Source organism: Pseudomonas sp. NFACC32-1, from assembly GCF_900101215.1.
Classification (GTDB): Bacteria; Pseudomonadota; Gammaproteobacteria; order Pseudomonadales; family Pseudomonadaceae; genus Aquipseudomonas.
Map to the genome: position 1 here is coordinate 369,242 of NZ_FMUL01000001.1, position 22,547 is coordinate 391,788.

General features: G+C 61.4%; 18 protein-coding genes. 12 read left to right on the top strand and 6 right to left on the bottom strand.

The window, feature by feature from the left end; all coding sequences use genetic code 11:
* Positions 1 to 121: 121 nt before the first annotated feature.
* Positions 122 to 1,894: an ABC transporter transmembrane domain-containing protein gene (locus BLP99_RS01605; protein ID WP_092179560.1), complete on the top strand. Its 1,773-nt coding sequence runs from the start codon at positions 122 to 124 to the stop codon at positions 1,892 to 1,894.
* 111 nt (positions 1,895 to 2,005) lie between these two features.
* Here the strand turns inward: BLP99_RS01605 and BLP99_RS01610 are convergent, their stop codons facing one another.
* On the bottom strand, positions 2,006 to 3,934 hold the full coding sequence (locus tag BLP99_RS01610; protein ID WP_092179562.1) for a transglycosylase SLT domain-containing protein: 1,929 nt from the start codon (positions 3,932 to 3,934) through the stop codon (positions 2,006 to 2,008).
* 224 nt (positions 3,935 to 4,158) lie between these two features.
* Here BLP99_RS01610 and BLP99_RS01615 point away from each other — a divergent pair, with 224 nt between their 5' ends.
* Positions 4,159 to 6,078 (top strand): ATP-binding cassette domain-containing protein, encoded by a 1,920-nt coding sequence (locus BLP99_RS01615; protein WP_072389015.1) that lies wholly within the window; start codon positions 4,159 to 4,161, stop codon positions 6,076 to 6,078.
* A 99-nt stretch (positions 6,079 to 6,177) separates the two neighbouring features.
* Here the strand turns inward: BLP99_RS01615 and BLP99_RS01620 are convergent, their stop codons facing one another.
* Positions 6,178 to 6,618, bottom strand: a complete 441-nt coding sequence (locus BLP99_RS01620; protein WP_092179564.1) for a universal stress protein — start codon at positions 6,616 to 6,618, stop codon at positions 6,178 to 6,180.
* A gap of 102 nt (positions 6,619 to 6,720) precedes the next feature.
* On the opposite strand from BLP99_RS01620, the gene BLP99_RS01625 reads away from it, so the two are divergent.
* The 7 genes from BLP99_RS01625 to BLP99_RS01655 all read left to right on the top strand — a co-directional run bounded on the left by BLP99_RS01625 (position 6,721) and on the right by BLP99_RS01655 (position 15,156).
* Positions 6,721 to 7,158 (top strand): hypothetical protein, encoded by a 438-nt coding sequence (locus tag BLP99_RS01625; RefSeq protein WP_072389011.1) that lies wholly within the window; start codon positions 6,721 to 6,723, stop codon positions 7,156 to 7,158.
* 526 nt (positions 7,159 to 7,684) lie between these two features.
* Positions 7,685 to 9,832 (top strand): fatty acid oxidation complex subunit alpha FadB, encoded by a 2,148-nt coding sequence (fadB, locus tag BLP99_RS01630; protein WP_072389009.1) that lies wholly within the window; start codon positions 7,685 to 7,687, stop codon positions 9,830 to 9,832.
* A 30-nt stretch (positions 9,833 to 9,862) separates the two neighbouring features.
* On the top strand, positions 9,863 to 11,038 hold the full coding sequence (gene fadA, locus BLP99_RS01635; RefSeq protein ID WP_053158700.1) for an acetyl-CoA C-acyltransferase FadA: 1,176 nt from the start codon (positions 9,863 to 9,865) through the stop codon (positions 11,036 to 11,038).
* 98 nt (positions 11,039 to 11,136) lie between these two features.
* The gene (locus tag BLP99_RS01640; protein WP_072389007.1) at positions 11,137 to 11,373 is read left to right on the top strand and encodes a DUF1653 domain-containing protein; all 237 of its coding nucleotides are present in this window, start codon (positions 11,137 to 11,139) and stop codon (positions 11,371 to 11,373) included.
* A gap of 115 nt (positions 11,374 to 11,488) precedes the next feature.
* Positions 11,489 to 14,101 carry a type I DNA topoisomerase gene (gene topA / locus BLP99_RS01645; protein ID WP_072389005.1) on the top strand — a complete coding sequence of 871 codons (2,613 nt, stop codon included), beginning with the start codon at positions 11,489 to 11,491 and terminating at the stop codon, positions 14,099 to 14,101.
* Between the two features lie 190 nt (positions 14,102 to 14,291).
* Positions 14,292 to 14,816, top strand: coding sequence for a DUF6586 family protein (locus tag BLP99_RS01650; RefSeq protein ID WP_072389003.1), 525 nt, complete (start codon positions 14,292 to 14,294; stop codon positions 14,814 to 14,816).
* A gap of 106 nt (positions 14,817 to 14,922) precedes the next feature.
* Complete coding sequence (locus BLP99_RS01655; protein ID WP_072389598.1) at positions 14,923 to 15,156, top strand: hypothetical protein; 234 nt, start codon at positions 14,923 to 14,925, stop codon at positions 15,154 to 15,156.
* A 72-nt stretch (positions 15,157 to 15,228) separates the two neighbouring features.
* Here the strand turns inward: BLP99_RS01655 and sulA are convergent, their stop codons facing one another.
* Both sulA and lexA read right to left on the bottom strand, forming a co-directional pair.
* Positions 15,229 to 15,702 carry an SOS-induced cell division inhibitor SulA gene (sulA, locus tag BLP99_RS01660; RefSeq protein WP_072389001.1) on the bottom strand — a complete coding sequence of 158 codons (474 nt, stop codon included), beginning with the start codon at positions 15,700 to 15,702 and terminating at the stop codon, positions 15,229 to 15,231.
* Positions 15,703 to 15,712: 10 nt separating this feature from the next.
* Positions 15,713 to 16,321 carry a transcriptional repressor LexA gene (gene lexA / locus BLP99_RS01665; RefSeq protein ID WP_072388999.1) on the bottom strand — a complete coding sequence of 203 codons (609 nt, stop codon included), beginning with the start codon at positions 16,319 to 16,321 and terminating at the stop codon, positions 15,713 to 15,715.
* 240 nt (positions 16,322 to 16,561) lie between these two features.
* Here lexA and BLP99_RS01670 point away from each other — a divergent pair, with 240 nt between their 5' ends.
* The 3 genes from BLP99_RS01670 (at position 16,562) to BLP99_RS01680 (ending at position 19,206) form a co-directional block, all read left to right on the top strand.
* Positions 16,562 to 17,269 carry a TetR/AcrR family transcriptional regulator gene (locus BLP99_RS01670; protein WP_072388997.1) on the top strand — a complete coding sequence of 236 codons (708 nt, stop codon included), beginning with the start codon at positions 16,562 to 16,564 and terminating at the stop codon, positions 17,267 to 17,269.
* Between the two features lie 187 nt (positions 17,270 to 17,456).
* Positions 17,457 to 18,455 carry a beta-N-acetylhexosaminidase gene (gene nagZ / locus BLP99_RS01675; protein WP_176776489.1) on the top strand — a complete coding sequence of 333 codons (999 nt, stop codon included), beginning with the start codon at positions 17,457 to 17,459 and terminating at the stop codon, positions 18,453 to 18,455.
* 10 nt (positions 18,456 to 18,465) lie between these two features.
* Positions 18,466 to 19,206 (top strand): S-methyl-5'-thioinosine phosphorylase, encoded by a 741-nt coding sequence (locus tag BLP99_RS01680; protein WP_072388994.1) that lies wholly within the window; start codon positions 18,466 to 18,468, stop codon positions 19,204 to 19,206.
* Positions 19,207 to 19,268: 62 nt separating this feature from the next.
* On the opposite strand, the gene BLP99_RS01685 is transcribed toward BLP99_RS01680, so the two are convergent.
* Together BLP99_RS01685 and BLP99_RS01690 are read right to left on the bottom strand one after the other, a co-directional pair.
* Positions 19,269 to 21,962: a DEAD/DEAH box helicase gene (locus BLP99_RS01685; RefSeq protein WP_072430357.1), complete on the bottom strand. Its 2,694-nt coding sequence runs from the start codon at positions 21,960 to 21,962 to the stop codon at positions 19,269 to 19,271.
* 11 nt (positions 21,963 to 21,973) lie between these two features.
* Complete coding sequence (locus BLP99_RS01690; RefSeq protein ID WP_072388990.1) at positions 21,974 to 22,540, bottom strand: CsiV family protein; 567 nt, start codon at positions 22,538 to 22,540, stop codon at positions 21,974 to 21,976.
* Positions 22,541 to 22,547: the final 7 nt, after the last annotated feature.

The following is a 22,547-nucleotide window of genomic DNA, read 5'->3' on the forward strand; positions in this document are numbered from 1 at the left end:
ACATCTAGTCACTAGTCGTTGTGGTCATATTTAACCTGACTCATTCTGATTCAACTTGGTTCCGCTGTGTTTTCGGCACCGTTGCCGATCCCGTTCCCGTTGCATTATCGGACGTTCCTGAATGCTTTCTTCTCGACATCGCCGGGCCATTGGTCTGGCCAGTGGTTTTATCGCCCCCTACCGCAAGCAGGTCGCCGGTGCCTTGCTGGCCCTTATCGTCACGGCGGGCATAACCTTGTCCATGGGCCAGGGCATCCGGTTACTGGTGGATCAGGGCTTCATGACCCGTTCCCCTCATCTGCTCAACCAGTCCATCGGGTTGTTCATGGTGCTGGTGGCGGGGTTGGCGGTCGGCACCTTCGCCCGCTTCTACCTGGTGTCCTGGATTGGCGAGCGGGTGGTGGCCGATATCCGCCGCCAGGTGTTCAACCACCTGGTGTACTTGCACCCGGGGTTCTACGAGAACAACCGCAGTTCCGAAATCCAGTCGCGCCTGACCGCAGATACCACCTTGCTGCAATCGGTGATCGGTTCTTCGCTGTCGTTGTTACTGCGCAATGCCTTGATGGTGGTCGGCGGCATCGTGCTGCTGTTCGTCACCAACCCCAAGCTCACCAGCATCGTGGTGATTGCCTTGCCGCTGGTGCTGGCGCCGATCCTGGTTTTCGGGCGCCGGGTGCGCAGCCTGTCCCGCGAGAGCCAGGACCGCATCGCCGATGTCGGCAGCTACGTCGCCGAAACCCTGGGCCAGATCAAGACCGTCCAGGCCTACAATCATCAGGTCCAGGACGAGGGACGTTTCGCCGTCACGGTGGAGCAGGCTTTCGACACGGCTCGCAAGCGCATCGCCCAGCGGGCCTGGCTGATCACGCTGGTGATCGTGCTGGTGCTGGGAGCGGTAGGGGTCATGCTCTGGGTGGGCGGCATGGACGTGATCGCCGGACGGATTTCCGGCGGTGAACTGGCTGCTTTCGTGTTCTACAGCCTGATCGTCGGCAGTGCCTTCGGCACCTTGAGCGAGGTGATCGGCGAGCTGCAGCGGGCAGCCGGTGCCGCGGAACGCATCGCCGAACTGCTGCGCTCGCAGAACATCATCCAGCCTCCAAGCTCGGGCCTGGTGACCTTGCCCCCGCGGGTGCGGGGTGATCTGCGTCTCGAGGGCGTGCGTTTTTCCTATCCCTCCCGGCCGGAAAGCTACGCGGTCGATGGCCTGGACCTGAGCGTCAGGGCTGGTGAGACCCTGGCCCTGGTCGGGCCGTCCGGGGCGGGCAAATCCACCGTTTATGACTTGTTGCTGCGATTCTACGACCCACAGCAGGGCCGGATCCTGATCGACGACGTACCGTTGACCCGGCTCGATCCGCTGGACCTGCGGCGTCATTTCGCCCTGGTGTCGCAGAATCCGGCACTGTTTTTCGGCACCGTGGAAGAAAACCTCCGCTACGGCAATCCCCAGGCGACCTCCGCGCAGGTACGCGAGGCGGCGCAGATCGCCCACGCCCATGACTTCATCGAAAAAATGCCCGATGGCTACCAGACCCACCTGGGCGATGGTGGCCTGGGGCTGTCCGGTGGCCAGCGTCAACGCCTGGCCATCGCGCGGGCGCTGCTGGTGGATGCACCGATCCTGCTGCTGGATGAGGCCACCAGCGCCCTCGATGCGCAAAGCGAACACTTGATCCAGCAAGCCCTGCCCAGTCTGATGAAGAACCGTACCACCCTGGTCATCGCCCATCGCCTGGCGACGGTGAAGAACGCCGACCGGATCGCGGTGATGGACCAGGGCAAAGTGGTTGCCGTGGGCACTCATCAGGAGCTGGTGGCCAGCAATGCGCTGTATGCGCGGTTGGCGGCGTTGCAGTTCGATGCTGGCCGGGAGTCGGCAACTGGCTGAGGACTGCCGCCGTAAGGTCCGGTAACCGACAAAAAAATGCCCGTGGCTTTCTATACGGGCATTTTTTTGCTTTTGAGGAACCGCTTGCCGCTTGAAGCTCGACGCTAACCCTCACTGATCATCGAAGTACCGCTCGTGCCAATCCACCAACGGCTGCGGCGAGTTGAGTTTCTGGCCGTAGATCACCGAGTAGGACAACACGTTCTGCACGTATTGGCGGGTTTCATCGAACGGGATGCTCTCGACCCAGACGTCGAAGCTCAGGTGATCGGCGCCACGCAGCCACTGGCGTACGCGCCCGGGGCCGGCATTGTAGGCGGCCGAAGCCAGTACGCGGTTGCCGTTGAACTGGCTGTGCACCTGGCTCAGGTAGGCCGCGCCCAGCTGGATGTTCTTGTCGGGGTTCAATACCTGCTGTGGCGAGGCCAGGGGGATGCTGAACTTGCGCGCGGTCTCCTTGGCGGTGCCGGGCATCAGTTGCATCAGGCCGGCGGCACCGACGCTGGAGCGGGCGTCATCCATAAAGGCACTTTCCTGGCGGGTGATCGCGAAGACCCAGCTCGAATGCAGGCCACGAACCTTGGCCTCGCGCACCAGGGTATCGCGGTGGGCCATCGGGAAGCGGATGTCCAGGTCGTCCCAGTACTTGGCCTGGCTGATGGTGCGGATCGCCGGGAAATACCATTTCAGGTCATAGGCGAGTTTCGCCTGGGCGACCATTTCCTCCCGGCTGAAATGCCGGCTGACGTGGTACCACTCGCGGCGACCGTCGACGATCTGCCCGCGGGCATGAAACTCCAGCGCCCGGCGTACGCCAGGGGTATTGCGCACCTTGTTGACCAGCGCCTGGCTCATCACCAGCGGTTTGTTGACCAGGGAGTAGGGCGACTGGGAGCGGTCGGCGGCCAGGAACCCGTAGAAGTCCCGCTCACGCGCCAAGTGCTTGTAAAGCGCCTGTGCCTCGGGGTTCTGCGGTTGCGCCAGTTCCAGGCTACGGGCCTGCCAGTAGCGCCAGCGGTTGGTGGTGGCCAGCGACTCGGGCAGGCGCCGGCTCAATTCATAGGCCTCATTCCAGCGACCCAGGCGCAGCAACAGGCGCAGGCGCCATTCCGACACGGTGTCGTCCCGCAGCTCCGGATCGTATCTGGTCATCACGTCCAGGGCACGACTGTCGAAACGCTTGGCCAGGGTCAGGCCGATCTCCCGGGCGATGGCGACCTTCTCGTCGCGGGAAAAGTGCATGGTGCTGGCGTAGCCGTCCAGCAATGCCATGGCTTTGTCAGGATCCTGGCGGGCGAGGCGGCGCAGGCCGAGGCTGACGATATCGGACATGGGTTCGTCCGCCGGGCTGAAGCGCGACGGCTGGTTGAGCAGTTCGGGTTTCTGCGCCACGTCCACCAGCAATTTGCCTCGGGGGGCGAGGGTGGTCAGGCCGCTGACCAGGCTGTTGGCCAGCGGATAGTTGCGGGCCTGGGCGGCCAGCTTGGCCCGCTCCCAGCGTTTCTGTTCCGTCAACTGGCCCTGGGAGGCCCACAGGCCGAACAGCGCGTCGCACGCCTGCGGCTGGGACTTGCCGGTGAGCCAGAGTTTCTCGGTGTTGGCGTAGCCTTCGGCCTTCAAGCCATGGGTGAGCTGGTATTGGGCATTGAGGCAGTCCAGTTCGGTGAAGTTGAGCTTGGGGTCGTAATACTTGACGAAGGTCTGCCAGTCGCCGCGTTCGCTCAGCCAGCGCAGCCAGCGCAACTTCATCCAGTTGGCCTGGGGCAGGTCACCGTGTTCAGCGAGGAACTTCTCGATTTCGGCGTTGCTGGCGCTCTTGAGGCGCGCGGTCAGTTCGTCATAGGCCAGGTACGGCTCCAGCGGATAGTCGCGCAAGGCCTGGCTGTAGCGCAAGTACGGGCCGGAGTCGCCCTTGGCCAGGGCACGCTTGGCCTCATCGTAATACTGGCGTTGAGTGGAGATATCCACCGCCTGGGCGGTCTGGATGGCAGTGGCACACACGAAAAAACAGGACAAGACACTAAAAAGGCGACTGCGCATGATACGTCCGGGCAGAAAAAACATGACAAGCCCAAGGGAAAACCCAGGGTAACTGTCTGTAGCTTAGCCTTTTGCCAGCAAGCGGCGAAAGCTTTGCGGGGCCATCGGTGCAAGTTCGCGGTTTTTGTCGCGCCGAACCTGTAAAGAGCCCTCGGGTGACGAAATAGGCGGCCCTGCAAGGTCCTATCTCGGGTAGAATGCGCGCCCGGTTTTTGGAGAAGCTCATGACCCTGCTCAAATTCAGCGATGTGTCCCTTGCGTTCGGCGCCATGCCGTTGTTGGACAAGGTGTCCTGGCAGATCGCCCGTGGCGAGCGGGTGTGCATCATCGGCCGCAACGGTACCGGCAAGTCCAGCATGATGAAGCTGGTCAAGGGTGACCAGAAGCCCGACGACGGCTCCGTCTGGCGGGCCCCGGGCCTGAAGATCGGCGAATTGCCCCAGGAATTGCCGGTGGCCGACGAGCGGACGGTGTTCGATGTGGTTGCCGAGGGCCTGGACGGCGTCGGTGCGCTGCTGGCCGAGTATCATCACCTGAGCCAGAACATCGTCACCGATGCCGACCTGGAAAAGCTGATGCACGTGCAGCATGACCTCGAGGCCCGTGATGGCTGGCGCCTGCAGCAACTGGTCGACAGCACCCTGAGCCGCCTGCAATTGCCGGCCGACAAGACCCTGGCCGATCTGTCCGGTGGCTGGCGCCGCCGGGTCCTGCTGGCCCAGGCCCTGGTGTCCGAGCCGGATCTGCTGCTGCTCGACGAACCGACCAACCACCTGGACATCGGCGCCATCGCCTGGCTCGAAGAGGCCTTGAAGGATTTCCAGGGGGCGGTGCTGTTCATCACCCACGACCGTTCTTTCCTGCAGAACCTGGCGACCCGCATCCTCGAGCTGGATCGCGGCGGCCTGATTGACTGGAACGGCGACTACGCCAGTTTCCTGGTGCACAAGGAAGCCATGCTGGCGGCCGAAGAAACCGCCAATGCCTTGTTCGACAAGCGCCTGGCCCAGGAAGAAGTCTGGATTCGCCAGGGCATCAAGGCCCGGCGTACTCGCAACGAAGGCCGCGTACGCGCCCTCAAGGCCCTGCGTGTCGAACGCAGCGAGCGTCGCGAGCGTACCGGCAAGGCCAATATCCAGCTCGACACCGCCGAGAAGTCCGGCAAGCAGGTGATGGTGCTGGAGAACGTCAGCTTTGCCCATCCGGGCGGACCGCTCCTGGTCAAGGACTTTTCCATGGTCCTGCAGCGGGGCGACCGTATCGGCCTGCTGGGTGCCAACGGCACCGGCAAGACCACCTTGCTCAAGCTGATGCTCGGTGGCCTGACGCCTACCAGCGGCAAGGTAGAAGAGGGCACCAGGATCGATGTCGCCTACTTCGACCAGTTGCGCCATCAGCTGGATCTGGAAAAGACGGTGATCGACAACGTCGCCGAGGGCCGCGACTTCATCGAGATCGATGGCCAGAGCCGCCACGTACTGAGCTACCTGGGCGACTTCCTGTTCAGCCCCCAGCGTGCGCGTACGCCGGTCAAGGCCTTGTCCGGCGGTGAGCGTGCCCGTCTCTTGCTGGCGAAGCTGTTCAGCAAGCCGGCGAACCTGCTGGTGCTCGACGAACCGACCAACGACCTGGACGTGGAAACCCTGGAGTTGCTGGAAGAAGTGTTGCTGACCTTCAGCGGCACGGTGCTGATGGTCAGTCACGACCGGGCCTTCCTCGACAACGTGGTTACCAGCACCCTGGTGTTCGAAGGCGAGGGACAGGTTCGCGAATACGTCGGCGGGTATCAGGACTGGTTGCGCCAGGGTGGCTCGCCGCGCCTCCTGGGCGTGACCGAGAGCAAGTCCGGCAAGGCCGACCTGAACTCGGCCGTGGTCAAGGCCGAACCTGCACCGGTTGTCTCGGCTGCCGCCCCGGCACCGGCCAGGAAAAAACTCAGCTATAAGCTGCAGCGCGAGCTGGAAGCCTTGCCCGGCGATATCGAGGCCAAGGAAGCGCAGATCGCGGCGGTGGAAGCTGAAATGGCGGAGGCCGGTTTCTATCAGCGCCCTCCCGCCGAAACCGCCAAGGTGATCGCGCAGCTGGAGCAGTTGCAGGCCGAGCTGGATGCCTTGGTCGAGCGCTGGGCCGAACTGGACGCGTGATCAACCGTTGCAAGTAAATCCCGGCGTTCAGCAATGAATACCGGGATTTTCATTTGAAAACGCTCTCCATGGGGAGCAAGCAGGCTCGCTCCCCATGGATCATGTGCGCTTGATCAGGTGCACCGCCAGCACATCGCAAGGCGCGCCGTGCAGCACATCATTGGCGGTAGAGCCCAGCAGCAGTGCCAGGCCATGGCGACCGTGGCTGCCGACCACGATCAGGTCGCAACCCTGTTCCTTGGCCAGGTGGTGGATTTCCTGGCGCGGCTGGCCGTAGGTCAGGTGGCTGAATTCCTTCTTCATGGCCGGATATTTCGCGATCAGTCGGTCAAGGCGTTCCTTGGCCTGGTCGAATTGCTGTTGTTGCAGCTGGGATAGGTCCATTGGCACGTCGCCGCCGAAGGCCATGGCCATCGGTTCGACGATATGCACCAGCGAAAGCTTGGTGTCTCGGCCTTCGCAAAGCGCGAGGGCACGCTTGACGACGGGATCGCATTCTTCAGTAAGGTCGACGGCGACCAGGATGTGTTCGTAGTACATGGAAAGCACTCCAGAGAATTGCGATACGGTTAAGTATGGCTGGTTTCAAGCGCATTGACGGCGACCTCGGTCAATGGCCCATCAGAATTCGGGAGTACAGATATGACGGTCTGGATAGTGGTGTCAATCCTGCTGGTGGTGTTGAGCCCCCTGGCATGGTTGCGGCCGTCCCGTGTACAGAGCGGTCGCATGGCCCTGCGCATGGAGGCGCGGCGCCTCGGCCTGGCCATGCAACTGGCACCCCAGGAGTGGCCGCACTGGCTCGAGCCGCAGCCACCGAATCCTTGCGCCCAGTACCTCCGGCCCCGGCGCGGCAAGCAACCGGCCAGTTGGAGCTACTGGCAAAGCGCGCCAGGTGTCTGGGTCAACCAGTGGCGGGAAGCCTGCCAGGATGAGGCGCTGCTCGCCCATCTGGAGAAGCTGCCCGCCAACGTCTACAAGATCCAAGCCGATCGGCAAATGATCGCGTTGTACTGGGGCGAAAAAGGCGAGGCCACTGTATTGCAGGACATTTCCGATGTGCTCAAGGCATTGGCTTGACGGGGCGGCGGAAGGTCATGGGGCGTCGCCGTCCGCACCCATAAAAAAGCCCGACAGCTTCATCGGGCGGGTTGGCCAGGCAGGCCGGTAAACAGAATTCTTGTCCGGACGTTCGTTCGCGACCTCATCAGCCGACCGTTTTCAAACGCACTTACGCCAGCATAGCCGGTCGAAATCAGCGTGCCTGGAATTAGGGCGACTTTTCTAATTATTGATCTTATGAATGGCCTTGCATGCGGCGCCGTGTTGCGGATCCGTACGGTACGGAAATGACTGTCAAGTCGCGCTCGGCGCCCTGTTTAGGGCGATTGACAATTGTCGGAATTTCCGTGAAGGTGACGTACCCAAATCAAACGGGCGTATGAATTGAGCGTTTGTATTTTCCGAATGCTCCTACAGAACCCCGACTATCGCGTTGGCGGGTGTGCCTGGCGGATTGGCGTAGCATCGACGGTAACGTCAATGCCGAACCAGTGGTCAGCGTTCAACGTGTACTGTTCAGCGTCCATATCGTGGAGATCAGTTGATGATTTACGAAGGTAAAGCCATCACGGTTAAGGCTCTTGAAAGCGGCATCGTCGAACTCAAGTTCGACCTCAAGGGTGAGTCCGTCAACAAGTTCAACCGTCTAACCCTGAATGAATTGCGTCAGGCCGTGGACACTATCAAGGCAGATGCTTCGATCAAGGGTGTGATCGTCAGCAGTGGCAAGGACGTCTTCATCGTCGGCGCCGACATCACCGAGTTCGTCGACAACTTCAAGCTGCCCGATGCCGAACTGATCGCCGGCAACCTCGAAGCCAACCGTATCTTCAGCGATTTCGAAGACCTCAATGTTCCGACCGTCGCGGCTATCAACGGTATCGCCCTGGGTGGCGGCCTGGAAATGTGCCTGGCGGCGGATTATCGCGTCATGTCCACATCGGCCAAGATCGGCCTGCCGGAAGTCAAGCTGGGCATCTATCCGGGCTTTGGTGGCACCGTGCGCCTGCCCCGCCTGATCGGCGTCGACAACGCCATCGAATGGATTGCCGCCGGCAAGGAAAACCGTGCCGAAGACGCGCTGAAAGTCGGTGCCGTGGATGCCGTGGTCGAGCCTGGCAAACTCCAGGAGGCCGCCCTCGAGCTGGTCAAGCGTGCCATCAGCGGTGAGTTCGATTACAAGGCCAAGCGCCAGCCGAAGCTGGAAAAGCTCAAGCTCAACGCCATCGAACAGATGATGGCTTTCGAAACCGCCAAGGGTTTCGTGGCCGGCCAGGCTGGCCCGAACTACCCGGCGCCGGTCGAAGCCATCAAGACCATCCAGAAAGCCGCGAACTTCGGTCGCGACAAGGCCCTGGAAGCCGAAGCCGCCGGCTTCGTCAAACTGGCCAAGACCTCCGCTGCACAAAGCCTGATCGGTCTGTTCCTCAATGACCAGGAACTGAAGAAAAAGGCCAAGGCCTACGACGAAATCGCGCGTGACGTGAAGCAGGCTGCCGTGCTGGGCGCCGGCATCATGGGCGGTGGTATCGCTTATCAGTCGGCGTCCAAGGGCACGCCGATCCTGATGAAAGACATCAACGAGCACGGTATCGAGCAAGGCCTGGCCGAAGCCGCCAAACTGCTGGTGGGCCGCGTCGACAAAGGCCGCATGACCGCCGCGAAGATGGCCGAAGTGCTCAACGGCATTCGCCCGACCTTGTCCTATGGTGACTTCGGCCATGTCGACCTGGTGGTCGAAGCGGTTGTCGAGAATCCGAAGGTCAAGCAGGCGGTATTGGCTGAAGTCGAAGACCAGGTCAAGGAGGACACCATCCTTGCTTCGAACACTTCGACCATTTCCATCTCGCTGCTGGCCAAGGCCCTCAAGCGCCCGGAGAACTTCGTGGGCATGCACTTCTTCAACCCGGTGCACATGATGCCGCTGGTGGAAGTGATCCGGGGCGAGAAGTCCAGCGAACAGGCTATCGCCACCACCGTGGCCTATGCCAAGAAAATGGGCAAGAACCCGATCGTCGTCAACGACTGCCCGGGCTTTTTGGTCAACCGCGTGCTGTTCCCGTACTTCGGCGGTTTTGCCAAGCTGGTCAGCGCCGGCGTGGACTTCGTGCGCATCGACAAGATCATGGAGAAATTCGGCTGGCCGATGGGCCCGGCCTACCTGATGGACGTGGTCGGCATCGACACCGGTCACCATGGCCGCGACGTCATGGCCGAAGGTTTCCCGGACCGCATGAAGGACGACCGTCGTTCCGCCGTTGACGTGCTCTATGAAGCCAAGCGCCTGGGCCAGAAGAACGGCAAGGGCTTCTATGCCTACGAAACCGACAAGCGCGGCAAGCAGAAGAAAGTGGCCGACCCGTCGGTGCTGGAAGTGCTCAAGCCGATCGTCTATGAGCAGCGCGAAGTCACCGACGAGGACATCATCAACTGGATGATGATCCCGCTTTGCCTGGAGACCGTGCGTTGCCTGGAAGACGGCATTGTCGAAACCGCCGCCGAAGCCGACATGGGTCTGGTCTACGGTATCGGTTTCCCTCCATTCCGTGGCGGTGCGCTGCGCTACATCGATTCGATCGGTGTTGCACAGTTCGTTGCCCTGGCTGACCAGTACGCTGATCTGGGCGCGCTGTACCACCCCACCGCGAAGCTGCGTGAAATGGCCAAGAACGGCCAGAGCTTCTTCGGTTAAGCGCCCAACGACTAGAGCGAGAGAACATTTATGAGCTTGAATCCTAGAGACGTCGTGATCGTCGACTTCGGTCGTACGCCGATGGGCCGCTCCAAGGGCGGCATGCACCGCAACACCCGTGCCGAGGACATGTCGGCGCACCTGATCAGCAAGCTGCTGGAGCGCAACGTCAAGGTCGACCCCAATGAAGTCGAAGACGTGATCTGGGGCTGTGTGAACCAGACCCTGGAGCAGGGCTGGAACATCGCCCGCATGGCTTCGCTGATGACCCAGATTCCCCACACGTCGGCCGGCCAGACCGTCAGCCGCCTGTGCGGTTCCTCCATGAGCGCGCTGCACACCGCCGCCCAGGCGATCATGACTGGCAACGGTGACGTGTTCGTCGTCGGTGGTGTCGAGCACATGGGCCACGTGAGCATGATGCACGGCGTCGATCCGAACCCGCATATGTCGCTGTATGCGGCAAAGGCCTCTGGCATGATGGGCCTGACCGCGGAAATGCTCGGCAAGATGCACGGCATCACCCGCGAACAGCAGGACGCCTTTGGCGTGCGCTCCCACCAGCTCGCCCACAAGGCGACCGTGGAAGGCAAGTTCAAGGACGAGATCATCCCGATGCAGGGTTACGACGAGAACGGCTTCCTGAAGTTGTTCGACTACGACGAAACCATCCGTCCGGAAACCACCCTGGAAAGCCTGGCGACCCTCAAGCCGGCCTTCAACCCGAAGGGTGGTACCGTGACGGCCGGCACTTCGTCGCAGATCACCGATGGTGCTTCGTGCATGATCGTGATGTCCGCCCAGCGTGCCCAGGACCTGGGGATCCAGCCGATGGCCGTGATTCGTTCGATGGCGGTAGCGGGTGTGGATCCGGCGATCATGGGCTATGGTCCAGTACCGGCTACCCAGAAAGCCCTGAAGCGTGCCGGCCTGAGCATGGCCGATATCGACTTCATCGAGCTCAACGAAGCTTTCGCTGCACAGGCCCTGCCGGTGCTGAAAGATCTGAAAGTGCTCGACAAGATGGACGAGAAGGTTAACCTGCACGGCGGCGCGATCGCCCTGGGACACCCGTTCGGTTGCTCCGGTGCGCGTATCTCCGGTACGTTGCTGAACGTCATGAAACAGAACGGCGGCACTTTCGGGGTGTCCACCATGTGCATTGGCCTTGGCCAAGGCATCGCCACTGTCTTCGAACGCGTCTAAGCGTTGCGTCGATGGAAGCCGGGGCCGAGTGCCCCGGTTTTTGTTTTTCCGGATTTATTTTGTTTTTATTTTGAAAGGACTTGAGCGAGGGCCGAAGCATGCCGATACAACCAGGGCTCTACCAACATTACAAAGGTCCGCAGTACCGCGTATTCAGCATCGCGCGGCATTCCGAGACCGAGGAAGAAGTGGTCTTCTACCAGGCCCTGTATGGCGATTACGGCTTTTGGGTGCGTCCCTTGAGCATGTTCCAGGAGTCCGTCGAGGTTGACGGCGAACAGGTGCCGCGCTTTGCTTTGGTGCAGGCCGAAGAGAGCATTTTTTCCAGGCCATGAGGCCTTCGTGCGGGACCCCCTGCGCTTGACCTCACCTTACAGCCACTATATATAGCGGTGCCGCGTCAGGCGCCAACCGCCTTTCACTTTTTAGAATTCAGGAATTTTCTGATCCATGGGCAAATCGCTGGTCATTGTGGAATCCCCGGCTAAGGCCAAGACCATCAACAAGTATCTGGGTAACCAATACGTGGTGAAGTCGAGTATCGGCCATATCCGTGACCTGCCCACCAGCGGTTCGGCTAGCGCCAGCAAGGAGCCAGCCGCCAAGCGCGGCAAGGCCACTGCGGGCGAAGCGCCGGCGCTGTCGCCGAAGGAAAAGGCGCGCAAGCAGCTGGTCTCGCGCATGGGAGTCGATCCGGAGCATGGCTGGAAGGCCAAGTACGAGATCCTCCCGGGCAAGGAAAAGGTCATCGAAGAATTGCGTCGGCTCGCCAAGGACGCCGACACCATCTACCTGGCGACGGACTTGGACCGCGAAGGGGAAGCCATCGCCTGGCACCTGCGCGAAGCCATCGGGGGGGATGACAGCCGCTACAAGCGCGTGGTGTTCAACGAGATCACCAAGAAGGCCATCCAGGAAGCGTTCTCCGAGCCGGGCGAGCTGGACATCGATCGGGTCAACGCCCAGCAGGCGCGTCGTTTCCTCGACCGGGTGGTGGGCTACATGGTTTCGCCCCTGCTGTGGGCCAAGATCGCCCGCGGCCTGTCGGCCGGTCGTGTGCAGTCGGTAGCAGTGAAGCTGGTGGTGGAGCGCGAGCGGGAAATTCGTGCGTTCATTCCCGAAGAGTATTGGGAAGTGCATGCGGACCTCGGCACGACCAAGGGCGCGACCGTGCGCTTCGAAGTCGCCCGCGAGAAGGGCGAAGCCTTCAAGCCGCTCAACGAAGCCCAGGCCATGGCTGCGCTGGAGAAGCTCAAGGCTTCCAGCTACAGCATCGTCAAGCGTGAAGACAAGCCGACCAGCAGCAAGCCATCGGCGCCGTTCATTACCTCCACGCTGCAGCAGGCCGCGAGCAACCGCCTGGGCTTCGGCGTGAAGAAAACCATGATGATGGCCCAGCGTCTGTACGAAGCGGGCTACATCACTTACATGCGTACCGACTCGACCAACCTTTCGGCCGATGCCGTGGCGATGGCGCGCACCTACATCGAAAGCGAATTCGGCAAGAAGTACCTGCCGGACACGCCAAATGTCTATAGCAGCAAGGAAGGCGCACAGGAGGCTCACGAAGCGATTCGTCCCTCCGATGCCAATACCGAGCCGAGCAAGCTGTCGGGCATGGAGCGTGATGCCGAGCGCCTGTACGAGCTGATCTGGCGTCAGTTCCTGGCATGCCAGATGCTGCCTGCCCAGTACCTGTCCACCACCGTCAGCGTCGGTGCCGGGGACTTCGAGCTGCGCGCCAAGGGCCGCATCCTCAAGTTCGACGGCTACACCCGGGTCATGCCGCAGATCACCAAGCCTGGGGATGACGATGTCCTGCCGGACATGGCCCAGGGCGACGTGCTGAAACTCATCAAGCTCGATCCGACGCAGCATTTCACCAAGCCACCGGCACGCTACTCGGAAGCCAGCCTGGTCAAGGAGATGGAAAAGCGTGGTATCGGTCGTCCTTCGACTTATGCAGCGATCATTTCCACCATCCAGGATCGTGGCTATGTAGCGCTGCATAATCGTCGGTTCTACTCGGAAAAGATGGGCGATATCGTGACCGAGCGCCTGTCCGAGAGCTTCTCGAACCTGATGGACTACGGCTTTACCGCCGATATGGAAGAGAATCTCGACGATGTGGCCCAGGGCGAGCGGGACTGGAAAAACGTCCTGGATGAGTTCTACGGCGACTTCAAGAAAAAACTCGAAGTGGCGGAGAGCCCGGACAACGGCATGCGGGCCAACCAGCCGGTCATGACCGATATTCCATGCCAGACCTGCGGTCGTCCAATGCAGATCCGCACGGCTTCGACCGGCGTCTTCCTGGGTTGCTCGGGCTACAGCCTGCCACCCAAGGAGCGCTGCAAGGCCACGGTCAACCTGGTTCCGGGGGATGAAATCGCAGCGGACGACGAGGGGGAGTCGGAATCCCTGGTGTTGCGTGGCAAGCATCGCTGCCCGATCTGCAGCACGGCGATGGATGCCTACCTGCTGGATGAGAAGCGCAAGCTGCACATCTGCGGTAACAATCCGGATTGTGCGGGCTACGAGATCGAAGAGGGCAGCTATCGCATCAAGGGGTATGAAGGCCCGAGCCTGGAGTGCGACAAGTGCGGTAGCGAGATGCAGCTCAAGACCGGCCGTTTCGGCAAGTTTTTCGGTTGCACCAACCCGACCTGCAAGAACACCCGCAAACTGCTGCGCAGTGGTGACGCCGCACCGCCGAAGATGGATCCGGTGAAGATGCCTGAGCTCAAGTGCGAGAAGGTCAACGACACCTACATCCTGCGTGACGGTGCGTCCGGCCTGTTCCTGGCCGCCAGCCAGTTCCCGAAAAACCGTGAAACCCGGGCACCGCTGGTGATAGAGCTGCTGCCGCACAAGGACGAGATCGATCCCAAGTACCATTTCCTTTGCGAAGCGCCGCAGAAGGATCCGGACGGTCGCCCGGCGGTGATTCGCTACAGTCGCAAGACCAAGGAGCAGTACGTCCAGACTGAGGTCGACGGCAAGCCCACCGGCTGGAAGGCGTACTACGACGGCGGCAAGTGGACCGTTGAAGACAAGCGCTGATTGTCGGCAATGGCTTGGGAATGAAAGTGCTTGCGTGCGCAGAATGACCGGGCAGCTCCCACAGCACCGTTGTTGAACAGAAAAGGCCCCGTCATGGGGCCTTTTCTGTTTTTGGCTTGCAGTCGCCTCGGTTGATCCATGACACTGTCGCTCTTGCGTGAAGCTTTCATGTCGTTGGGAGGATGCCGCCATGGCCCACGAGCTCTATACCCGCACCAACCAGAAAATCTATTTCGCCGGCCTGTCGCTCGAGGCGCTCGCCAGGGCCGAGGATGGGCGAGCAATGAACTCCCCTGCACTGATCCAGGCTGGGCGTGAGTCCGCCTTGTTTCACCTGTACGGTGCGTTATTGGGGTTGTGTCATGAAATCGCAGGCTTCTATCGCTTGCCTCAGGCCAATGCTCCGCGTGCAGAGCTGCTGTTGACCCGCGAGGTCCTCCAGGACATCGCCATCCCCGAGCTGGCGGAAATGCTCGAACTGGCTCAGAACCCTGAAACCTGGCTGGCCAGATTGCTGGCGGCCCATGGGGCGCTGTTCCAGCCGCCGCGGGCACCGCACAAGCCCAAGGGCGATGTAACCCAGCCGTTGATTGTGGCGGTCAACCTGGACGAACCGGAGCCTGAGGACGAATTGAGTCGGGAGGAGCTGGAGAGCTGGCGCCAGAATCTCAAAAGCCTGGCGATTCGTTTCCGTGAAGGGTTGAACGAATGCTGATGGTCTTTTCGGACCGTAACGTTCATTGACAACGCTTGGTCAAGATCCCGAGCGAATCCTGGCCGATGGCGATATAATCCTCGCCTTTCGTGGAGAACAGACTTTTATGCCTACGTCCTTTCTAGAAATTGTCGAACTTCCTGACGGCCGCATCGAGCTGCGCAGGGCTGAGGACGAGGGTTCCCTGGTTACCCTGAGTTTCTCCGAAGACGCCAAGGCGTTCCTTCAGGGGCAGCACGTCGAAGTCGCCAAGGCGATGTTGAGCGTGGGTGTCCAAATGGCAGGGCGCCTGGTTGAAGGTGAGTTCAGCAAGGAAGAAGGACCACGGGTTCTTCATTGATACCCGTTTGTCGGTTTTTGAAAGATGATTTGCTGACCGGCTTCTCTGTCCTGGAGAAGCCTCGTGGTTGTCCTAGCCCAAACGAATATTCAGGCTTTGTGCGTCTCCGACGCGAGCGGCGCTGATCAACTGTTGCCGCGCGGCAGGGGATAGCGGGTTGAGCCAGCTGACCACCGTATGGCTACGGCCCAGGCGCAGTGCTTCGCACGTCAACTGTAGGGCGCTCTGAGTGCCTCGGGGCTGCAGCAGCAGGATACGCTCGCGATTGAGGCCGGCATCTCGCAGCCAGGCTTGGGTAACGCTCGCCGGAGGCGCGATCAGCGTCAACCAGCGAGCGTCCTGGTCCTGGCTCAACTCCCGCAGGATCGGGGCCAGCAGGTTCAGGCAGTTCCCGGCCGCACCACGTAACGACAATTCACTGAAGGCCTCGGGCTCGACGCCCCAGGGTGATTCGATCACATCTTTCAGGACTGGAGCCAAAGGCTGGGCCATGAATGCCTCGAACAGCGGCAGTTGCGTGTGCTGTGGTGTGTGAGGGAAATGCATAAAGCCTCCTTTAGCGGCGAATGACGCCGACGCTCAAGCCTTCGATGACGAGATCCTGTTCTTTCAGGTTCACTTCGATGGGGGCGAATTCGGGGTTTTCGGCGATCAGCCAGACCTTGCTGCCATCGCGCTTGAAGCGCTTGACGGTCACTTCGTCACCGATACGCGCCACGACGATCTGGCCATTGCGGGCTTCGCGAGTGGTGTGCACCGCCAGCAGGTCGCCATCGAAAATGCCGATGTCCTTCATGCTCATGCCGTGGACGCGAAGAAGATAATCGGCCCGGGGATGGAAGAAAGAAGGGTTGATGTTGCAGGATTCTTCGACGTGTTGTTCAGCAAGGATCGGAGCGCCTGCCGCCACGCGGCCAATGATCGGCAGGGTGGTTTCGTCGGCCTTGGCTTCGAAGCCGGGGATGCGGATCCCGCGGGACGCGCCGGGCGTCATTTCGATCGCGCCTTTGCGAGCGAGGGCCTTGAGATGTTCTTCCGCCGCGTTGGGCGACTTGAAACCCAGTTCCTGAGCGATTTCCGCGCGGGTCGGCGGGTAGCCGTTGTCTTCTAGGCAGCGTTTGATGAAGGCCAGAATCTCTGCTTGGCGTGGCGTCAGCTTTAGCATATTGATCGCTCTGTCTTTTTATACAGTGACTGGGATTATATACAGTGGCGGCCGCTTGGCAATCCTCCTTTTTTCTCGGGCCGCCGGACGGTAGAAGGAGCTGCTGGATGCGCCATGGCTACAGCCTGTCAAAGGTATGGTTAAATAGCTGACCGCCCGTTCGCAAAACGTCCCGCCAGGCTTGACAACGCGGGGGCTGAAACGTATGTTTCAAACAAGTGTTTGTCAGGCGGAGTAGCCATGGCCCAGTCGGAAACCGTTGAACGCATTCTCGATGCTGCCGAGCAGTTGTTCGCGGAAAAAGGTTTTGCCGAAACCTCGTTGCGTCTGATTACCAGCAAGGCCGGGGTGAACCTGGCGGCGGTGAACTATCATTTCGGCTCGAAGAAGGCGCTGATCCAGGCGGTCTTCTCGCGCTTCCTCGGGCCTTTCTGCCTCAGCCTCGACCGCGAGCTGGAACGCCGCCAGGCCAAGCCCGACGTCAAGCCCACCCTCGAAGAACTGCTGGAGATGCTGGTCGAGCAGGCGCTTGCCGTGCAACCACGCAGTGGCAACGACCTGTCCATTTTCATGCGCCTCCTGGGCCTGGCCTTCAGCCAGAGCCAGGGGCACCTGCGGCGTTACCTCGAAGACATGTACGGCAAGGTGTTCCGCCGCTACATGCTTCTGGTCAACGAAGCCGCACCCCGTATCCCGCCCATCGAGCTGTTCTGGCGCGTGCATTTCATGCTCGGTGCCGCTGCGTTCAGCATGTCCGGTATCAAGGCCTTGAGGGCCATCGCCGAAACCGATTTCGGCGTGAACACGTCCATCGAGCAGGTGATGCGCCTGATGGTGCCGTTCCTGGCGGCCGGCATGCGCGCCGAGAGCGGCGTCACCGACGACGCCATGGCGGCCGCGCAATTGCGTCCGCGCAGCAAATCGACACCGGCGCTCGCCAAGGCCTGAGTGCCCGGTGCATGGGTGGGCGCGGCGGCCTACATCCGCTAAGCTAGCCGCCCATGCACACTCTCGTTTCGAATCCGCCCCATCTCCCATTGCGTGACCGCGTTCTGCCGGGCCAGGCGCCTGAGGGTGCGGTCGCGCAGCCGCCGTGCGGATTCATCATTATCAAGGAACTATTATGACTGCTGGCCTGCAAGGCTCGTTGATGGTGGACGTCGCCGGTACCTGGCTGACGGCCGAGGACCGCCACCTGTTGCGTCAGCCGGAAGTGGGCGGCCTGATCATTTTCGCTCGAAATATCGAGCATCCACGGCAGGTTCGCGAGTTGAGCGCGTCGATACGGGCCATTCGTCCAGACCTTCTGCTGGCGGTGGACCAGGAGGGGGGGCGCGTTCAGCGCCTGCGTCAGGGGTTCGTCCGTTTGCCGGCCATGCGGGCCATTGCCGACAATCCGAATGCCGAATACCTGGCCGAGCAGTGCGGCTGGATCATGGCCACCGAGGTGCTGGCTGTCGGTCTCGACCTGAGCTTCGCGCCGGTGCTGGATCTCGATTACCAGCGCAGCGCCGTGGTTGGTAGTCGTTCTTTCGAAGGTGATCCCGAGCGCGTGGCATCGCTGGCAGGTGCGTTCATTCGTGGCATGAAGGCCGCCGGCATGGCGGCCACCGGCAAGCATTTTCCCGGTCATGGCTGGGCCGAGGCCGACTCTCACGTGGCCATCCCCAATGATGAGCGCAGCCTGGAGCAGATCCGCGCCAATGACCTGGTGCCCTTCGCCAGATTGAGCAAGCAGTTGGCCGCAGTGATGCCCGCCCATGTCATCTATCCCCAGGTCGATGCCAACCCGGCAGGCTTTTCCCGACGCTGGCTGCAGGACATCCTGCGAGGCGAGCTGCAGTTCGACGGCGTGATCTTCAGTGATGACCTGTCGATGGCTGGCGCCCACGTGGTTGGCGATGCTGCCAGTCGCATCGAGGCCGCGCTATCGGCCGGATGCGACATGGGCCTGGTGTGCAACGACCGCGCAGCCGCTGAGCTGGCCTTGAGTGCTGCACAGCGGTTGAAGGTCAAGCCGTCGGCACGGATCGCCCGCATGCGTGGCCAGGCGTTCGCCACCACCGAGTATCGCCAGGACCCACGCTGGCTGACGGCGATCGGCGCCTTGAAGGCTGCCCAACTGATCGACTAGGACATCATCGATGGCCGTTCACGCAATCATCGGCGGTACCGGCCTGGCCCAACTGGAGGGCCTGGCCATTCGCCAGTCCCTGACGGTTGAGACACCCTATGGCGCACCGTCCTCCCAGGTGCACATTGGCGAATTCGCCGGGCGTGAAGTCCTGTTCCTGGCTCGTCATGGTCATCCTCATCGCTTCCCGCCCCATCAGGTGAACTATCGCGCCAATCTCTGGGCCCTGAAGCAGGCCGGTGCAGAGGCGATCCTGGCCGTCAACGCCGTGGGTGGGATTCATGCGGCCATGGGGACCGGACATCTTTGCGTGCCCCATCAGTTGATCGATTACACCAGCGGTCGTCAGCACACCTATTTCGCCGATGACCTGGAAGCGGTCACCCATATCGACTTCAGCTATCCCTACAGCGAGCTGCTGCGCCAGCGGCTGATCGCTGCCCTGGCCGCCGAGGGCTGCGACTACAGCGATCGAGGCGTCCATGGCTGTACCCAGGGGCCGCGCCTGGAGACGGCCGCCGAGATCGTACGGCTGGAGCGCGATGGTTGCGACATCGTCGGCATGACCGGCATGCCGGAAGCGGCACTGGCCCGTGAACTGGAACTGGACTACGCCTGCCTGGCCCTGGTGGTGAACCCGGCCGCCGGGAAATCCGCGACGGTCATCAGCATGGCAGAAATCGAGCAGGCGTTGCGTGACGGGATGGGAACAGTGAAGTCAGTGCTGGCCCGGGTGCTGGCGGCGGGATAGCCGGCTATTGCGGGTCTGTGCGCTCTCACTGGGGAAGGGCGTGGACAGGGGCTTCGCCGACGTCAGCGCTTTTCCAGCTTATCCGGCAGCGGGGCAAACAGCGCCTCGATATCGTCGCTCTGCAATTGCCAGTCTCCTGCCACGCGGCCGTCCAGCACGCCCGCAGCGAGGTCGGATTTTTCTTTTTGCAGCAGCTGTATCTTTTCTTCCACTGTGCCTCGGGCAATCAGCTTGTAGACGAACACCGGTTTTTCCTGGCCGATGCGGTAGGCGCGATCAGTTGCCTGGTTTTCGGTGGCGGGGTTCCACCACGGATCGTAGTGGATCACGGTATCGGCCTCGGTCAGGTTCAGGCCCACGCCTCCAGCCTTCAGGCTGATCAGGAAGATCTGGCGCTTACCGCTCTGGAACTCCTTGACGGGCGTGCGCCGATCCCGGGTCTGGCCGGTCAGGATGGCGTAATCGATCCCGCGTTTTTTCAGCTCGCTCTCGATCAGCGCCAGCATCGAGGTGAACTGGGAAAACAGCAGCACCCGGCGGCCTTCTTCGAACAACTCTTCGAGCATTTCCATCAGGCTGTCGAGTTTGCCCGAGGTGCTGCCCTTGCTGGGCAGGTTGGCGTCGTTGATCAGGCGCAAATCGCAACACACCTGGCGCAGCTTGAGCAACGCCTCGAGGATGATGATCTGGCTGCGAGCCACGCCTTTTCGGGTGATCTCGTCGCGGACTTTCTTGTCCATGGCCAGGCGCATGGTTTCGTAGACGTCCCGCTGGGCATCGCTGAGTTCAACCCAATGGACGATCTCGGTCTTGGGCGGCAGTTCCGTCGCCACTTGTTCTTTGGTCCTGCGCAGCAGGAAGGGTTTCACCCGACCATTGAGGTGCTTGAGCCTCGCGTCGCTGCCGCGTTTTTCAATCGGCACGCGGTAATCGCGGTTGAAGCTCTTGACGTCGCCCAGCCACCCCGGCAGAAGGAAATGAAACAGGGACCACAGCTCGCCCAAGTGATTCTCCAGGGGCGTGCCGGACAGGCACAGGCGCTGCCGGGCATTGAGTTCTCGGGCGGCCTGGGCGGCTTTGCTGGTGGGGTTCTTGATGTACTGGGCTTCGTCGAGGATCAGTACATGCAGCGATTGCGCCGCTAGGCGCTCGACATCCTTGGGTAGCAGCGCGTAGGTGGTCAGTACCAGGTCGTAATCGGCCAGCCGATCGAAGTGCTTCTTGCGTCCGGCGCCATACAGGGCCAGCACCTTCAGTTGCGGTGTGAAGTGGGCTGCTTCGTCGAGCCAGTTGGGAATCAGGCTGGTGGGCATTACCACCATGCAGGGCCGGTCCAGGCGGCCGGCATTTTTTTCGCTGAGAATATGCGCCAGTGTCTGTAGGGTCTTGCCCAGGCCCATGTCGTCCGCGAGGATGCCGCCGACTTCCAGCTGCCGCAGCGATTGCATCCAGCTCAAGCCTTCGAGCTGATAAGGCCGCAATGTCGCGTTCAGTCCCTCTGGCGCGGTGGCCGTGTAGTCCTTGATGTCTCGAAGGCGCTGGGCAAGGCTGCGGATATGCTCGCCGCCTTCCCAACGCAAGGGCATGTCCTGCAACGGGTTGAGGCGCAAGGCGTCCGCGTTGTTCAGGCGTAGCTTGGTAGTGCCCGGTTCCTGCAGGTAAAACTCGCCCAGGGTCGCCAGTACCGGTTTCAGTCGGCCATAGGGCAGGGCCACTTGTTGCGGGCCAAACTGCGAATTCGGGCGGTTCGGCAGGTTGACCAGAATCAGTTCGTCGTCGCGCCGTCTCGCCAGGCGTTCCGGGTTGAACAGCTCGATGTGCGAGCGCATCAGGTTCAGCAGGATCGGCAGCAGGCTCAGCCGCTCGCCATTGACGATGATCCCCAGCTCCAGGTCGAACCAGTCCCGCTCCGGCGTTTGCTCGACGGTGGCGTACCAGTCATCCACGGCGGTGAGGTCGAAGCCGAAATCCTCGTCGATCTGCAATTCCCAGCCCTGGCTACGCAGTTTCGGCAGGTCATTGAGCGTGAATGTCAGCCAGGCGCTGTCGTTGACCATTTCGTACAGTTCACCGGCGCTTTCCGGCAGGGCCTTGCTTTGTCGGGTCGCCACCTTGAAGCCGAGGATCCTTAGCTGTTCGCGATAGGACTGTTCCACATCGGTCTGGCGTTTGATCCGCAGCGTTTGGGTTTCCTGGCGAATCAGTACGTCGGTATTGCGCTGGCCGCTGACGTACTCGTCCAGGTAGCTGAACGACAGGGCGGCACGATGCTGGATATAGCGTTGCATCTTGCCATTGCGCGGCTCGAAGGCACTGAACTCGATGCTGGCCAGCCAGAGGCGCGGCACTGGCTGGACGTTGTCCACAAGCACTTGCGGCGGGGCCTTGGGGCTGCGGTTGTCCAGCACCGCCTGAAGTTTTTCCAGCAGTTGCGCGTCTTTTTCGGCGGCCGGGTAGGCCAGGGTTTCCTGGACTTGCAGCAGCACCGCCGCACAGTGCTTGCAGTTGATGCGTACCGGGCAGGAGCACGCCGCTTCAAGCAACAGCAGTGTCCCTTTGGCTGACTCTTTCAGGCGAATGGTCTGACGGTAAACGTTGCCGCCAGAGCCTTCGCAACTGGCGGTAATGGTGCTTTCACCGGCCTCGACGATCCTGATGCGGTTTTCCTGCGCGTAGCGGCGCCCGCGTTCCAGGCTCTGCTCCTTGAATCGATTGACCCAGGAAGGTGCCAGGGGTTTGCTCAGGGGCGAGGGCATAGGCGCGCCGGTCAGTCGGGAATGACGTCAGGCGCCTGCCGTGGGGCGGGCGTGGTCATGGAGGTGATCTTGATCAGCAAGGCAAGATGACCGTTGTCCAGGTAATTGAGCTGGCCATTCTTGGTGTGGCTTTTCTGTTTCAGGCGTTCGCTGGCGGTGACCAGGCCATTGCCATCGATCTGGTTGACCCAGAAGTCGGCATCCACGTCGGTGAAGCGTCCCAGTTTCAGTTCCAGGGTGCCTTCGATAGGGAATTGACCGAACTGTTCGGTGCCGTCGCTGATGGCGACCTTGCTGCCCTGTTCGCCCAGGGTCTGTTGCCAGGCTTTGTGCATCAGCACCGTGTACTGGCCGCTTGCGTTGAGTTTCTCCACGATGTTGCCCATGGCTGGCGCGCGCTGGCTGTCCGCGGCCAGGCGTTGCGCGCCGGCATCCCAGTCCTCCGGTGCGGCGCGACTGATGATTGCCGGCTCGGCATTCTGGCGTACCAGGATCATTTCAACCTGATACAGGTCGTCGGCGAACGCCAGGGGAGCGACCAGGGTCATCAACAAGGTCAGTGAGCGAAACAGGCGCATGGGGCGT

What these genes read in the sequence shown, in the direction of transcription:
- fadB (WP_072389009.1), top strand. Translation starts at nt 7,685, where the DNA reads ATGATTTACGAAGGTAAAGCCATCACGGTTAAGGCTCTTGAAAGCGGC.
- BLP99_RS01685 (WP_072430357.1), bottom strand. Translation starts at nt 21,962, where the DNA reads ATGCCCTCGCCCCTGAGCAAACCCCTGGCACCTTCCTGGGTCAATCGA.
- lexA (WP_072388999.1), bottom strand. Translation starts at nt 16,321, where the DNA reads ATGCTAAAGCTGACGCCACGCCAAGCAGAGATTCTGGCCTTCATCAAA.
- sulA (WP_072389001.1), bottom strand. Translation starts at nt 15,702, where the DNA reads ATGCATTTCCCTCACACACCACAGCACACGCAACTGCCGCTGTTCGAG.
- BLP99_RS01690 (WP_072388990.1), bottom strand. Translation starts at nt 22,540, where the DNA reads ATGCGCCTGTTTCGCTCACTGACCTTGTTGATGACCCTGGTCGCTCCC.
- BLP99_RS01615 (WP_072389015.1), top strand. Translation starts at nt 4,159, where the DNA reads ATGACCCTGCTCAAATTCAGCGATGTGTCCCTTGCGTTCGGCGCCATG.
- BLP99_RS01680 (WP_072388994.1), top strand. Translation starts at nt 18,466, where the DNA reads ATGGCCGTTCACGCAATCATCGGCGGTACCGGCCTGGCCCAACTGGAG.
- fadA (WP_053158700.1), top strand. Translation starts at nt 9,863, where the DNA reads ATGAGCTTGAATCCTAGAGACGTCGTGATCGTCGACTTCGGTCGTACG.
- BLP99_RS01640 (WP_072389007.1), top strand. Translation starts at nt 11,137, where the DNA reads ATGCCGATACAACCAGGGCTCTACCAACATTACAAAGGTCCGCAGTAC.
- BLP99_RS01655 (WP_072389598.1), top strand. Translation starts at nt 14,923, where the DNA reads ATGCCTACGTCCTTTCTAGAAATTGTCGAACTTCCTGACGGCCGCATC.
- BLP99_RS01610 (WP_092179562.1), bottom strand. Translation starts at nt 3,934, where the DNA reads ATGCGCAGTCGCCTTTTTAGTGTCTTGTCCTGTTTTTTCGTGTGTGCC.
- BLP99_RS01650 (WP_072389003.1), top strand. Translation starts at nt 14,292, where the DNA reads ATGGCCCACGAGCTCTATACCCGCACCAACCAGAAAATCTATTTCGCC.
- BLP99_RS01670 (WP_072388997.1), top strand. Translation starts at nt 16,562, where the DNA reads ATGGCCCAGTCGGAAACCGTTGAACGCATTCTCGATGCTGCCGAGCAG.
- BLP99_RS01620 (WP_092179564.1), bottom strand. Translation starts at nt 6,618, where the DNA reads ATGTACTACGAACACATCCTGGTCGCCGTCGACCTTACTGAAGAATGC.
- BLP99_RS01625 (WP_072389011.1), top strand. Translation starts at nt 6,721, where the DNA reads ATGACGGTCTGGATAGTGGTGTCAATCCTGCTGGTGGTGTTGAGCCCC.
- BLP99_RS01605 (WP_092179560.1), top strand. Translation starts at nt 122, where the DNA reads ATGCTTTCTTCTCGACATCGCCGGGCCATTGGTCTGGCCAGTGGTTTT.
- topA (WP_072389005.1), top strand. Translation starts at nt 11,489, where the DNA reads ATGGGCAAATCGCTGGTCATTGTGGAATCCCCGGCTAAGGCCAAGACC.